The organism is Actinopolyspora mortivallis DSM 44261, from assembly GCF_000384035.1.
GTDB lineage: Bacteria > Actinomycetota > Actinomycetes > Mycobacteriales > Pseudonocardiaceae > Actinopolyspora > Actinopolyspora mortivallis.
The window spans coordinates 469,497-482,500 of record NZ_KB913024.1; the positions used below are offsets into that span (position 1 = coordinate 469,497).

Genomic DNA, 13,004 nt, shown 5'->3' on the forward strand with positions numbered 1-13,004 from the left:
AGCGCATGACGGAACCGCAGCACCGCACCCCGGAACCGATGTGGCACGCGTGGGGGACGGCCGCCGACGCCGAACCGCTCCCGGAACACCTGCGCGCGTTGCTCACCGACGCTCTCGGGGTGCCCCGCCGCGACACTCCCCCCGTCCCCAGGGAACGGGTGCGGCTCCGCGAGTCCGCGCTCACCGAGGAAGCCGCGTCCGCGTTGGCGGAGATCGTCGGGACGCGACACCTGCACACCGACGAACACACCCGGCTGCTGCACACCGGAGGCAAGAGCACCCCCGATCTGCTCCGTCGCCGGGCCGGGGAGGCGGACGAGGCCCCGGACGCGGTCGCGCGGCCCGGCACGCACGAGGAGGTCGAGCGGGTGCTGCGGACCTGCGCGCGGGAACGGGTCGCGGTGGTCGCCTTCGGGGGCGGCACCAGCGTGGTCGGCGGTGTGAACCCGGACCGCTCGGCCTCGTCCGTGGTGGTGGCCCTCGACCTCGCCCGGCTGGACCGGCTGCTCGACCTGGACACCGAGTCCGGTACCGCCACCCTGCAGGCGGGGCTGCGCGGCCCGGAGGCCGAGCGGCTGCTGCGGGAACGCGGTTGCACGCTGGGACACTTCCCACAGAGCTTCGAGTACGCCACCATCGGCGGCTTCGCCGCCACCAGGTCCTCCGGGCAGGCCTCGGCGGGCTACGGGCGGTTCGACGACATGGTGCTGGATCTGCGGGTGGCCACCCCACGCGGCACGCTCCGGCCGGGTCGGGCGCCCGCCTCGGCGGCTGGCCCGGACCTGCGTCAGCTCTTCCTCGGCTCCGAAGGGGCGTTCGGGGTGGTCACCGAGGTGACCGTGCGGATCCACCCCGTCCCGGAGGAGACGCGGCACGAGGCGTGGTCCTTCCCCGACTTCGCCACGGGGGCGGCGGCCCTGCGGACGTTGGCGCGGACCGGAGCGCTTCCCACCGTGGCCCGGCTGTCCGACGAGACCGAGACCGGGCTGAACCTGGCCACCGCCGAGGTGGGGGAGCACGCCTCCTCCGGGGGCTGCCTGGCCGTGACCACCTACGAGGGCACCGCCGAGCACGTCGCGGCCCGTCACGCCGAGACCTCCGCGTTGCTGCGCGCGGCGGGCGGCACCCCGCTGGGACCCGAGGCGGCGCTGTCCTGGGAGCGAGGACGGTTCCACGCCCCGTACCTGCGGGACGCGCTGCTGGACGTCAACGCCTTCGCCGAAACGCTGGAAACCGCGACGACGTGGTCCAACTTGGACCGAACCTACCGGGCGGTGCTGAACGCGCTCACCGACTCATTGAGTCGCCAGGGCACGCCACCGTTGGTCATGTGCCACGTCTCGCACGTCTACCCGACCGGCGCGTCGCTGTACTTCACCGTGGCGTGTGCGCGGACGGAGGATCCCCTCACGCAGTGGTGGCGGGCCAAGAGCGCCGCCTGCGAGGCGATCGTCTCGGTCGGCGCCACCATCACCCACCACCACGCGGTCGGCTCCGACCACCGCGACTGGATGCGCGAGGAGGTCGGCGAGCTCGGGCTCGACGTGCTGCGCGCCGTCAAGTCCGCCGTGGACCCCGAGGGAGTGCTCAACCCGGGGAAGCTGATCCCGCCGCGCCGGTGACCACTCACTCGTTCGTCGAAACCCGCAGGGAGCAGCCGGTGCGCGACATCGCCCTCCTCGTCAACCCGACCTCCGGTAGGGGGCGGGCCCGCCAGGCGGCCCACCGCGCGGCCGAACGGCTGCGTCGGGACGGGGCCTCCGTCACCGAACTGGTGGGCACCGACGCCGCGCACGCGCTGCGGCTGGCCGAGCGCGCCGTGGTCGCGGGGACGGACGCGTTGGTCGTCTGCGGCGGCGACGGCGTCATGAACCTCGCCCTGCGGGCCGCCGTGGGCACCTCCATCCCGATCGGGCTGGTCCCGGCGGGCACCGGCAACGACTACGCGCGGATGCTGGGACTGCACGGCAGCGATCCGGAAACCGCCGCGCGGGTGGTGCTGGCGGGAGGTACCACCGCGATCGACGCCGGACGCTGCGGTGCGCACTGGTTCGGCACCGTGCTGGCGTGCGGGTTCGACGCCAGGGTCAACGAACGCACCAACCGCATGTCCTGGCCGCGCGGCAAGTGGCGCTACAACCTGGCCGTGCTCGCCGAGCTCGCCAGGCTGCGACCGTTGGACTACGCGCTGGAACTCGACGGCGAGCGGTGGGAGACCAGCGCGGTGCTGGTGGCGGTCGGCAACGGCACCAGCTACGGCGGCGGGATGCGGATCTGTCCCGGGGCTTCCTGGACGGACGGGTGGTTCGACGTCACCGTGATCGGGCCGGTGGCCGCGCGGAGACTGGTGCGGGTGCTGCCCACCGTCTACGAGGGCGGACACGTGGAGTATCCGCAGGTGACCACCGTGCGGGCCCGGCGGGTGTCGGTGTCGACACCCGGCGTGACCGCCTACGCCGACGGCGAGCCGCTGCGACGGTTGCCGTTGACCGCCGAGTGCGTCCCGGGTGCGGTCAACGTGCTGGCGCCCGCCGGCCAATTTTAGGCAAAACTGGCCACCCGCGGTGGGGAGGAACCGAGGAGCCGGAAGGCCGAGGCCAGCCAGTCGCGGACACCGTCGCGTCCCGGGAACTCACGCGGAACGTTGCCACCGTGATCACGGCGGGCTTACGGACAGCGGTGGGGTGTTCGTGAGACAGTGTCCACTGTGAGATCCGTCATCGTTGGCCCACGGTTGATCGTCGCGTTGCTCGCCGTCGCGTTGCTGGCAGGGTGCGGTTCCCAGCCTGCCCGGATGGGCTCGGCGGCGATAGTCGGCGATCACGCCATCCCACTGGACACAGTGGAGGAACGTTTCGACACCGTGCTGCGCAGCAGACCCCAGATGCGTCAGCAGCTCGAGAACGAGAAACGCACCGACGAGCTGGCCAGCCGGATAGCCGGTTTCACCGTGCGCCAGGAACTGGCCGAACGCGCCGCCCGACGCAGGAACCTGCGGGTCACCGACGAGGAGGTGACCGAGTGGATCAACGAGCAGGGCGGTCCGAAGGAGGCGATGCGCGGCACGATCTTCGCCGCCGACCAGGCCCGTTCGGTGGGTCGCTCGCTGCTGCTGATGCGCGAGCTCGGAAGCAGCACGCTGCCCGGAGCCTCGGTGCGTTTCGACTACACCAGCGCCACCACCAGAGCCGACGCCCAACGCAAGGCGGAACTCATGGCCCGTGGCCCGGAACGGGCGAAGGAACTGGTCGAGCAGGACAGCTCCTCCGGCGTCTCGGCGGCGACGGGACGGACGTTGCGCGCCGCCCGCAACCCGCGGCTGGCCGTGGGAACCCCGCTGTTCGCGGCCGAACCCGGCACCACACTGGCCTTCCGGCTGCCGGGCCGCGACGCCACGCGGTGGATGGTCGCGCGGGTGACCGAGCGCGATGTCCGCAGTGAAGACACCGACTCGGACCGGCGGGTCCGACAGCAGCTCGCCCGGGGTTTCGGAGTGCAACTGCTCGGGCTGACCGCACAGCGGGAAGGGGTCGAGATCAGTCCCCGTTACGGCGTGTGGGACCCGGTGGGGGTGAACACGGCTCCGGCCGAGGACCAGACCCGGGGATTCCGGATCCCGCCGCGTTCGAACTCGGTCTGAGACGTTCCGCGGACCGGAGATCCCAGCGGCGCGGGCCCGTTCCGGCGCCGCGTCGGGGGCTTTCGGGGCCGGTGGCCTCCGGTCGCGATGCGGTGGTGGAACAATCGAGCCCATGAACGGCGCTCGTCAGCATCACCCGGCGACCTCCGGGAGCACCGTGGTTCTCGTCGACGACCGGCTCGGGGACGCGGTGCCCGCCCGGGCGTTCCCGGCGTTACGCGCGGCTTCCGTGGTCTACGCCGACCGTGGGCTCGCCGAATCCACCCGTCGCTGCCTGGAGGCACTCGAACCCCCGCACCCCGGGGAGCTGCTGGAGCGGGCGGCGCGGGAGGCCGTGGTGCTGGTCGCGGCGGAGGAGACCTCCCCGCCGGCGGCGGCACTGTTGGAGGCCGGGGCCGCGGAGATACGCGCCCAGTCACCCACCGGTGTGGAACTGCTCGACGCCGTGACGGTGATGGACCGGCTGCGTTCCCCCGGCGGCTGCCCGTGGGACGCCGAGCAGACCCACGAGTCGCTGCGCACCTACCTGGTGGAGGAGACCTACGAGCTGCTGGACGCCCTGGAACGCGGGGACCGTGCCGCGATGCGCGAGGAGCTGGGCGACGTGCTGTTGCAGGTGCTGTTCCACGCGAGGGTGGCCGCCGAGGACGCCGAGGACCCGTTCGACGTGGACACGGTGGCCACGGAACTGGTCGGCAAGCTCGTCTCCCGCCACCCCCACGTCTTCGCCGGGGACGGCACGGTCCACGACGCGGAGTCGCAGCACGCGCGTTGGGAGGAACTCAAGCAGGTCGAGAAGCGGCGGGAGTCCTCCGTGGACGGGGTGGCGCTGGGCCAGCCCGCCGTGGCACTGGCCGCCAAACTGGCCCAGCGCGCCCGCCGGGCCGGTGTGCCCGGCGAGCTGTTCCCCCGGGGAGGGGATGTCGGGCGGGAACTGTTCCGCCTCGCCGCCGAGGCCACGGAACACGGCACGGATCCCGAGGACGCGCTGCGCGCGGTGGCACGGGACTTCGACGAACGGATCCGTGCCGCCGAGACCGACGCCCGCGCCGCAGGACTCGACCCCGCCGCGCTGTCCGGGCAGCAGTGGCACGAACACTGGCCACGGCGGTGAACCACCGGAGCGGCCGCCTCGCCCGACCGTGTTCGGCGTTCCGTGGTGGGCGAAGGACGGAGCGAGCGAAACCCCCACGAGCACACCGTGGTGCGGGCACACTGGAACGCGGTGATGGGAGGTCCGGGCGTGCCACGTAGGTGGAAGGCGGCCAGCCCAGCGACGAGTCTGGTGGCCGGTCTGACGATGTTCGCCGTACTCGTGTTGCTGGCGACCGTGCTCGAACCCGAGGAGTCCGGCAGGCGCGCGTTGCCCGCGGCCACGGCACCGCCCCAGGCGGGGGTGCACCCTCCCGAGGTGGAGGTGTTGCCGGGCACCGCCGCCTTCGGACGGAGTGGTCGGCCGCAGGACCGGCTGTCCGAGTGGGCCGGTTCCATGAACGAGCGGCTGAACATTCCGCTGGTGGCGTTGGAGGCCTACGGCTACGCCGAGCTGGCCCTGCGTCGTTCCCGTCCCGACTGCGGGCTGAGCTGGTCCGTGCTCGCCGGGATCGGTGCCGTGGAGTCCGGGCACGGCCGCTACGGGGGAGCCGACCTGGACGAGACCGGCCGACCCGATCCGCCGATCCGGGGCGTCCCGTTGGACGGCAGCGAGGGGGTGCGGCTGATCGAGGACACCGACGACGGCCGTCTGGACGGCGACGAAACCTACGACCGCGCCGTGGGGCCGTTGCAGTTCATCCCCGGCACCTGGCGCGACTGGGGACGCGACGCCGACGGGGACGGGGTGGCCGATCCCGACGACATGGACGACGCGGCACTCGCCGCCGGATATTACCTGTGCTCGGAGGACACGGACCTGCGCCGCGCGGGGCAGTTCCGGGACGCGGTGCTGCGGTACAACGCCAGCGGCGACTACCTGCAACAGGTGCTCGACCACGCCGACGACTACGGCAAACGCAGCCGCGAAATGCTCCGCGTGGAGTAGGGACACCGGTCTCCGGAGGAGTGATCCGGCGGCGGACGAAGCGGTGGACGACGGGGCCGCCCCGTCACCTCGGGAGTCCGCGTCTCCGGTCGTCCTCCGGCGATTCTGGACAGGTCGCCTAGTCTGTTGCGGTGACCGACTCCGCTTCGTCCAGGCGCGCACTTCCCCGCGCGGTGCGGGCGGTGCTGGCCGTGCTCGGGCGCGGTGCGCTCGCCCTGACCGTGCTGCTGGGTACGGGACTGGGGGTCGGGCTGGTCTCGGCGCTGGGACGGCCCGCTCCCGCACCGCAGGCCGCCCCTCCTCCGGAACGGGAGATAGCCCCGGCCGACGTGCGTCCCGGCGCCGACGCGCCGGGCGGGGCGCAGCCGGAGCCCACCTCGGAAGAGGAGGGGGGCGACGGTGGGGATCCGGTGCGCCAGTGGGCCGACCGGGTGGCCGCCGTGGTCGACGTCCCCTCCCGGGCCCTGGTCTCCTATGTCCGGGCCGATCTGGCCATGCGCCGCAGACAGCCCGACTGTCGCGTCGACTGGGCGACCCTGGCCGGGATCGGCAGGGTCGAGTCGAACCACGGCCGGTACGGGGGACGTCGGCTGGGAGCCGACGCTGTGCCCTCCAATCCGATCATCGGCGTGCCGCTGGACGGCAGCGAGGACGTCCGTGCCATCACCGACACCGACGGCGGGGCGCTGGACGGGGACCCGGTGCACGACCGGGCCGTCGGCCCGATGCAGTTCATCCCCTCCACCTGGGCGAAGTGGAGCACCGACGGCAACGCCGACGGAGTGGGGGATCCGCACAACCTGGACGACGCCGCCATGGCGGCGGCCCGCTACCTGTGCGCCGGCGGGCGGGACATGCGTACGGGCGAGGGCTGGTGGAACGGGATCCTGTCCTACAACAACTCGGTCTCCTACGCCAGGAAGGTGTTCGCCCTGGCCGAGAGTTACGCGGAGGCGGGGCAGCGGCGCCAGTGAACGGGGCTTCGCCGCGGTCCGCGCGGGAGCGGTTCGTCAGCCCCTGTCGTTCATTCGGGCGATGTGCGCCCTGATCTCGCCGAGCACCTCCTGGTAGGCGGGATCCGGGTACATGGTGGCCGCCAGCCGGACCTGGGTGTGCGCCTCGTCGAGCCTGCCCTGGCGTTGCAGGGTGCGGCCGAGCACCAGCCGCGCGTAGTGGTCGGAAGGGTCGAGTTCGATGACCCGCAGGAACGCCAGCTCGGCACGCTGGAACTGGGCCGAGAACAGATAGGCCCGCCCGGCCAACAGTTGCACGCTCGGCTTGTCCGGCGCCTCGTCGAGCACCGGTCCGAGCGTGCGCAGTGCTTCCAGTGGTCGCCGTTGCGCCACGAGCTTTTCCGCTCTGCGGAAGGCTTCCACGGTACCTTCGGTTCTCATGGCCACACCAACAGTACGGTCCGATCGGCTGCTTCACCATGGTGCGACCGGGTGGCCTCGCACGCCAGGGAGCGTTTCCGTCAAGAGGAACGGGGTGTGGGCAGCGCGACCGCGAGCCTGCGGCGGGCGGGCCGAGCCCCCGGTTAGGCTCGGAGAAGGTCGTCGGGCGTCGTGTCCGCGGCGACTCCGGAACAGACGGTGACACACCGACGGGACGTCGCGGTGGAACGGACGTCTTGAGTACACAAGGCTTGTTAGGAGCACAAGTGGCGATCATCGAGCAGGTCGGCGCTCGCGAGATCCTGGACTCGCGCGGTACCCCCACCGTGGAAGTCGAGGTGGCCCTGGACGACGGAACGCTGACCCGCGCCGCCGTGCCCTCGGGCGCCTCCACCGGGGAACACGAGGCCGTCGAACTGCGTGACGGCGTCGCCGAGCGCTACGGCGGCAAGGGTGTGGAACGGGCCGTGGCCGGGGTGCTGGACGAGATAGGTCCGGAGCTGGTCGGCCTGGAGGCGATCGAGCAGCGCGTGGTCGACCAGAAGCTGGTCGACCTGGACGGCACCCCCACCAAGTCCAGGCTGGGGGCCAACGCCATGCTCGGCGCTTCCCTGGCCGTGGCCAAGGCGGCCGCGGAGTCCACCGAACTCGAACTCTTCCGCTACGTGGGCGGGCCGAACGCGCACGTGCTTCCGGTTCCGATGATGAACATCCTCAACGGTGGCGCGCACGCCGACACCGGCGTGGACATGCAGGAGTTCATGATCGCCCCGATCGGTGCCGACTCGTTCTCCGAGGCGCTGCGGTGGGGCTCGGAGGTGTACCAGGCGCTCAAGTCGGTGCTCAAGAGCAAGGGCATGGCCACCGGCCTCGGCGACGAGGGTGGTTTCGCCCCGGACCTGCCGAACAACCGCCAGGCGCTGGACCTGATCGGCAGCGCCGTGGAGAAGGCCGGTTACACCCTGGGGCGGGACGTGGCGCTGGCCCTGGACGTGGCCGCGACCGAGTTCCACTCCGACGGGGTCTACCAGTTCGAGGGCTCCAAGCGCAGCGCCGAACAGATGATCGGCTACTACTCCGAGCTGCTGGACTCCTACCCGCTGGTGTCCATCGAGGACCCGCTGTCCGAGGACGACTGGGACGGTTGGGCTCGGATGACCTCAGAGATCGGGGAGAAGGTGCAGCTGGTCGGCGACGACCTGTTCGTCACCAACCCGGAACGGCTGGAGGAGGGCATCAACCGTCGGGTCGCCAACGCGCTGCTGGTCAAGGTCAACCAGATCGGCACGCTCTCCGAGACCCTCGACGCGGTGAATTTGGCCAACTCCTGCGGTTACCGCAGCATGATGAGCCACCGTTCCGGGGAGACCGAGGACACCACCATCGCCGACCTGGCCGTGGCCACCGGATGTGGGCAGATCAAGACCGGAGCCCCGGCCCGCAGCGAGCGCGTGGCCAAGTACAACCAGCTGCTGCGCATCGAGGAGAACCTCGGTGACGCCGCCCGCTACGCGGGCGAACTGGCCTTCCCCAGGTTCACTGCGGAGGTGTGACCCATGCCCACCGGGCGAGCCGGCGAACGTGATCGACGGCGGGGCGGGACGAGCAGCACACGTCGTCCCGCGGACTCGACGCGTGAGCGGCGCCCGCGCGGGGAACCGGGAGGCAGAACCGCGTCCCGGCGGCGACCGGGCGGCAAGGCCCGGCCGTCCGCCGGGACCGGTGGTGCGTTCAGACTTTCCTCCACCCGACGGGCGGCGGTGCTGGCGATCCTGGTCTGTGCCATGGCGCTGAGCGTGTCCGTGCCGTTGCGCACCTATCTCGGCCAGCGGGACGAGCTGGCCGAGCTGAAGAACCAGGAGGATCGGCTGTCCAGCGAGGTGCACCGCCTCGCCGAACGCAGGACCGAACTGTCCGACCCGCGCAGGCTGGAGATCGAGGCGCGGGAGCGGCTCGGTTACGTCCGCCCGGGGGAGACGCCCTACATCGTCGACCTGCCGTCGCAACCCCCCGAGGACACGGCGGAGCGGGACGGCACCGAGCAGGACGGGCCCTGGTACCAGCGGCTCTGGAACACGTTGACCGGAGGAGAGGGGAAGTGACCGTGTCGGGTGTGGAACCGCCCGGTGAGCCCACCGCGACCGAACACGACCGGCAGGTCGTGCACCGGCAACTCGGGCGTCCGCCCCGTGGGCTGCGGGACGTCGTCACCAGGGACGCCTCCGGTGAGCCCACCGTGGTGCGCACCAGCCCGCGTCTCCCGGACGGGACACCGTTCCCGACGCTGTACTACCTGACCTCTCCCCGGCTGGTGACCCTGGTGTCCACCCTGGAGTCCGAGGGTGTGATGCGGGAGATGACCGAGCGGTTGGCCACCGACGGGGACCTGGCCGAGCGCTACCGCCGCGCGCACCGGAGTTACCTGGCCGAGCGGGACGCGCTCGAACCGTTGGGCACCGAGGTGAGCGCGGGCGGTATGCCCGGCAGGGTCAAGTGCCTGCACGTGCACGTGGCCCACGCCCTGGCCAAGGGGCCGGGGGTCAACCCGTTCGGGGACGAGGCGCTGGAGACCATCGCGCGGCGCTGGCCGGAGGAGGCGGCCGGGCTGTTCCGCTTCGGAACGCAGTGATCCGGGCCCGCCGGTGCGGGCAGGCCCGGTGCCTGCTCGTACCCGGCGGGATGGTCAGGGTCTCGCGCCCGGGGTGACCCGGTCCAGCAGGAGCCGCGAACCGACTCCCGTCGATCCCGGGGTGAGGCCCGGGGTGCCGAACCTGGTCGCCAGGAACGCCTCGGACACCTCCTCCGGGGCGCCGCGCAGCAGCAGAGCGGCCTGCGTGGTGAGGGTGACCAGTTCGGCCAGCCGCCTGGCCCGGGCCGGTTGGGGTGCGCTCAGCTCCTCGCGGAGCAGGCGTACGGCCTCGTCGTAGCGTTCGTCCCGTCCGAGGACGGGGGAGAGTTCCTCCAACAGCCTCCGGGAGGTCTCGGGCTGCTTGTGCAGGGCGCGCAGCGTGTCCAAGGCGGTCACGTTGCCCGATCCCTCCCAGATGGACATCAGCGGTGCCTCCCGGTAGATCCGGGGCATCCCGGACTCCTCGACGTAGCCGTTGCCGCCGAGGCATTCCAGGGCCTCTCCCACGGCGGTGGGGGTGCGTTTGCACACGTAGTACTTCGCCGCGGGCAGCAGCAGACGCAGCAGCTCCGTCTCCTCGGCTCGGCCACGGTGCCCCCGGTCGACGGCGGCGGCCAGCCGCATCCCGAGGGCGGTGGCCGCCTCGGACTCCAGGGCGAGGTCGGACAGCACCGAGCGCATCAGGGGGGTCCGGTCGAGCCGTTCGTCGAAGGCGCGGCGGTGTGCCGCGTGGTGGGTCGCCTCGGAGAGCGCGGTCCTCAGGGCGGCCGCGGAGCCGAGTACGCAGTCCATCCGGGTCATCGAGACCATGTCGATGATGGCCCGCACACCCCGGCCCGGCTCGCCGAGGAGCCAGCCGAGCGCGCCGGTGTACTCGATCTCGGCCGAGGCGTTGGACCTGTTGCCGAGCTTGTCCTTGAGTCGTTGCAGGCGGACCGCGTTGCGGCTCCCGTCCGGAAGCACGCGGGGAACCAGCAGGCAGCTCAGCCCCTCCGGGGTGTGGGCGAGGGTGAGGAACAGGTCGTTCATCGGTGCCGAGGTGAACCACTTGTGGCCCACGATCCGGTAGCTGCCGTCCGCCAGCGGTTCGGCTGTGGTGCTGTTGGCGCGCACGTCGGAGCCGCCCTGCTTCTCGGTCATGGACATCCCGGCCAGCAGCCCGGACTTCTCCTCGGCCCGGCGCAGCCCGAAGTCGTACTCGCCGGAACGCAGCCCGGGTTCGTAGTGGGCGGCGAGTTCGGGGGAGTGGCGCAGGGCGGGAACGGCGGCGAAGGTCATCGACACGGGGCAGCCGTGTCCGGCCTCGGCCTGGGACCACAGGTAGAACCCGGCGGCGCGTTCGACGTGGGCTCCGAGGGGAGCCTCCGGTGACCAGGGGGAGGCGTGCAGGCCGTGGGAGACCGCCCGCTCCATCAGCCAGTGCCAGGAGGGGTGGAACTCGACCTCGTCCACGCGGTGGCCGTAACGGTCGTGACTGCGCAGCTTCGGCGGGTTCTCGTTGGCGAGTCGACCGTGTTCCCTGGCGGTGGCCGAACCGGCCAGGCGGGCCAGCGGGCGCAGGGCCTCGACCCGGTCGGCGGCTCCCTGCGCGGCCAGTGCCTCCCGGAGGGCGGGGTCGCAGTCCATGGGATCGAAGTCCTCCAACGGAGGCGGCTGGTTGTGGACGCGGTGTGTCTCCACGGGGGCGGTGGTGTGATCCGGGTCTCCGACGAGTGTCATGGAGGCAGGGTAGGGCATACCTGTTACCGAACAGTAGTGGTGCGTCTTCGGCATGTGGCCCCACGAGCACACCGAGCGGGCGCCGCTGCCGTGGGGTGATCACCGGGCGGAGCGGACGCGCATGGTGTGCAATCGCTGGGGCGAGGGTGCCTCGGCGAACGGTGGGGGAGGCAGAACGTGCCGCGTCGGAACGGGTCAGCACCGTGGTGGAGGGAGCGAGGATCTTCCCGACGGCAGGAGAGGCCGCGGTGGCGACGGGTCCTTCCCGGACGGCGGGGAAACGGTGTTTCCCCCGGCGGGGTGCTGTTGGTACTGCTCGGTCTGCTGGTGCCTTTCGTGGTGGTCGGAGGCGCCAACGCCGTCACGGAGGCGTGGTGGGGCGAGGACGACGTGGCCAACACTCCGAAGCGGACGGCGGCCCCGGCCGGCACGGGGGTGACGGGGGAACTGCCCCGGCAGCGGAAACCGAGCGTGCGGCTGTTGCGGGACAGCGCCAGCCTGGATGATCCCCGCGCGACGAACGGCGTGCGGGTGCCCGAGGGGCGGTTCGGGGTTCCCGAGCCCCTGGTGAAGGCCTACCGGGGTGCGGCCCGGCGGATCGCCGAGACGGACCCGTCCTGTGGGCTGCACTGGTCGGTGCTGGCCGCGATCGGTCGGGTGGAGTCGGGACACGCGCGCTCCGTCCGGTTGGACGAACGGGGGACCACCGCCACCGCCATCCTGGGACCCCGGTTGGACGGAGGTCCGGAGGTGGCCGCGGTACCGGACAGCGACGCGGGCGGATTGGACGGGGACCCGGTCTGGGACCGCGCGGTGGGACCGATGCAGTTCCTGCCCTCCACCTGGGCGAGGTTCGGTGCCGACGGCAACGGGGACGGGGAACGCAGCCCGCACAACGTGCACGACGCCGCGCTGGCCGCGGCGCGCTACCTCTGCGCGGGGGGAGGGCGACTTCACGACGGCCGGGAACTGGCGCGCGCGGTGTTCCGCTACAACCACTCCGAGGCCTACGTACGTGAGGTGCTGGGGTGGGCCACCGCCTACCGCACGGGAGTCCGTCCCACCGAGGTGGAGCTCGTCGCCGAGGTGCCGGAGGTGGACGTCCCGGCTCCCGCCAGTGCTCCGGGGACCACGGCGCCTCGGCCCACACCCTCGCGGGACACGCCCCACCGGGGGCTCCCGCCGCTGTCGCCCTCCCCGGAACCGGCCGAGGAGTCCGGCCCGCGGACCTTCTCCCCGTTGGTCCCGGCGCCCTCCTCGGCGGAGTCACCGGCGAGGGCCACCACGGACCCCGAACCGGGTCGGTCACCGGAGTCGCAGCGGCCACCGGAGACCTCCACCACCCGGCGGCCTCCGTCCCCGGAGACCTCCGCGCCCTCCTCCCCCGCCGAGTCCACGGGCGACGGTGGTGTCGCCCCCGGCGAGTAGCGCCGGGCCGAGCCCCGGGGGTGGTGGGCACTCGAATAGCGTGGTCGGCGACGTGTAGGCGGCGCCCGGCCGCCGCCGGGAGTCGGTCCTTCCTCTCCGAACGGTTCCGGCGACGCGGGCGGCGGGTGGTCGCCGCGCCGGAACACCGTGAGG

General features: G+C 72.2%; 12 protein-coding genes. 10 read left to right on the forward strand and 2 right to left on the reverse strand.

Annotated features, from left to right (window positions below; genetic code table 11):
- Window positions 1-5 precede the first annotated feature (5 nt).
- The 6 genes from ACTMO_RS0102340 (at window position 6) to ACTMO_RS0102365 (ending at window position 6,655) form a co-directional block, all read left to right on the forward strand.
- Entirely contained in the window at window positions 6-1,622 is a 1,617-nt protein-coding gene (locus ACTMO_RS0102340) for an FAD-binding oxidoreductase (RefSeq protein ID WP_019853047.1), read from the forward strand.
- A complete protein-coding gene (locus ACTMO_RS0102345) occupies window positions 1,619-2,545 on the forward strand; it encodes a diacylglycerol kinase (RefSeq protein WP_019853048.1) in 927 nt (308 codons plus the stop codon). Before ACTMO_RS0102340 ends, ACTMO_RS0102345 begins: the two co-directional genes overlap by 4 nt.
- A 162-nt stretch (window positions 2,546-2,707) precedes the next feature.
- Complete coding sequence (locus tag ACTMO_RS0102350) at window positions 2,708-3,640, forward strand: SurA N-terminal domain-containing protein (RefSeq protein ID WP_026448788.1); 933 nt, start codon at window positions 2,708-2,710, stop codon at window positions 3,638-3,640.
- Between the two features lie 112 nt (window positions 3,641-3,752).
- Complete coding sequence (locus ACTMO_RS0102355; RefSeq protein WP_019853050.1) at window positions 3,753-4,754, forward strand: nucleoside triphosphate pyrophosphohydrolase; 1,002 nt, start codon at window positions 3,753-3,755, stop codon at window positions 4,752-4,754.
- A gap of 114 nt (window positions 4,755-4,868) precedes the next feature.
- Window positions 4,869-5,681, forward strand: a complete 813-nt coding sequence (locus ACTMO_RS0102360) for a lytic transglycosylase domain-containing protein (protein ID WP_026448789.1) — start codon at window positions 4,869-4,871, stop codon at window positions 5,679-5,681.
- A gap of 131 nt (window positions 5,682-5,812) precedes the next feature.
- The gene (locus ACTMO_RS0102365) at window positions 5,813-6,655 is read left to right on the forward strand and encodes a lytic transglycosylase domain-containing protein (RefSeq protein ID WP_019853052.1); all 843 of its coding nucleotides are present in this window, start codon (window positions 5,813-5,815) and stop codon (window positions 6,653-6,655) included.
- Between the two features lie 36 nt (window positions 6,656-6,691).
- On the opposite strand, the gene ACTMO_RS0102370 is transcribed toward ACTMO_RS0102365, so the two are convergent.
- Complete coding sequence (locus ACTMO_RS0102370; protein WP_019853053.1) at window positions 6,692-7,075, reverse strand: tetratricopeptide repeat protein; 384 nt, start codon at window positions 7,073-7,075, stop codon at window positions 6,692-6,694.
- Window positions 7,076-7,341: 266 nt separating this feature from the next.
- Between ACTMO_RS0102370 and eno the strand changes: the two genes are divergently transcribed.
- From eno to ACTMO_RS0102385, 3 genes are read left to right on the forward strand one after another with little or no spacing between them, the layout of a single operon-like run.
- The gene (gene eno / locus ACTMO_RS0102375; RefSeq protein WP_019853054.1) at window positions 7,342-8,628 is read left to right on the forward strand and encodes a phosphopyruvate hydratase; all 1,287 of its coding nucleotides are present in this window, start codon (window positions 7,342-7,344) and stop codon (window positions 8,626-8,628) included.
- Window positions 8,629-8,631: 3 nt separating this feature from the next.
- Complete coding sequence (locus ACTMO_RS0102380) at window positions 8,632-9,177, forward strand: FtsB family cell division protein (protein WP_019853055.1); 546 nt, start codon at window positions 8,632-8,634, stop codon at window positions 9,175-9,177.
- Window positions 9,174-9,704: a DUF501 domain-containing protein gene (locus tag ACTMO_RS0102385; RefSeq protein ID WP_019853056.1), complete on the forward strand. Its 531-nt coding sequence runs from the start codon at window positions 9,174-9,176 to the stop codon at window positions 9,702-9,704. Before ACTMO_RS0102380 ends, ACTMO_RS0102385 begins: the two co-directional genes overlap by 4 nt.
- Before the next feature lie 54 nt (window positions 9,705-9,758).
- Here the strand turns inward: ACTMO_RS0102385 and ACTMO_RS0102390 are convergent, their stop codons facing one another.
- Window positions 9,759-11,384 (reverse strand): isovaleryl-CoA dehydrogenase, encoded by a 1,626-nt coding sequence (locus ACTMO_RS0102390; RefSeq protein ID WP_026448790.1) that lies wholly within the window; start codon window positions 11,382-11,384, stop codon window positions 9,759-9,761.
- Between the two features lie 339 nt (window positions 11,385-11,723).
- Here ACTMO_RS0102390 and ACTMO_RS20090 point away from each other — a divergent pair, with 339 nt between their 5' ends.
- Window positions 11,724-12,851 carry a lytic transglycosylase domain-containing protein gene (locus ACTMO_RS20090; RefSeq protein ID WP_019853058.1) on the forward strand — a complete coding sequence of 376 codons (1,128 nt, stop codon included), beginning with the start codon at window positions 11,724-11,726 and terminating at the stop codon, window positions 12,849-12,851.
- The last annotated feature ends 153 nt before the right edge of the window (window positions 12,852-13,004 follow it).

Excerpts from the sequence above, each read along its gene's own strand:
- ACTMO_RS0102360 (WP_026448789.1), top strand. The coding sequence starts at position 4,869 with ATGGGAGGTCCGGGCGTGCCACGTAGGTGGAAGGCGGCCAGCCCAGCG.
- ACTMO_RS0102370 (WP_019853053.1), bottom strand. The coding sequence starts at position 7,075 with ATGAGAACCGAAGGTACCGTGGAAGCCTTCCGCAGAGCGGAAAAGCTC.
- ACTMO_RS0102355 (WP_019853050.1), top strand. The coding sequence starts at position 3,753 with ATGAACGGCGCTCGTCAGCATCACCCGGCGACCTCCGGGAGCACCGTG.
- ACTMO_RS0102340 (WP_019853047.1), top strand. The coding sequence starts at position 6 with ATGACGGAACCGCAGCACCGCACCCCGGAACCGATGTGGCACGCGTGG.
- ACTMO_RS0102380 (WP_019853055.1), top strand. The coding sequence starts at position 8,632 with ATGCCCACCGGGCGAGCCGGCGAACGTGATCGACGGCGGGGCGGGACG.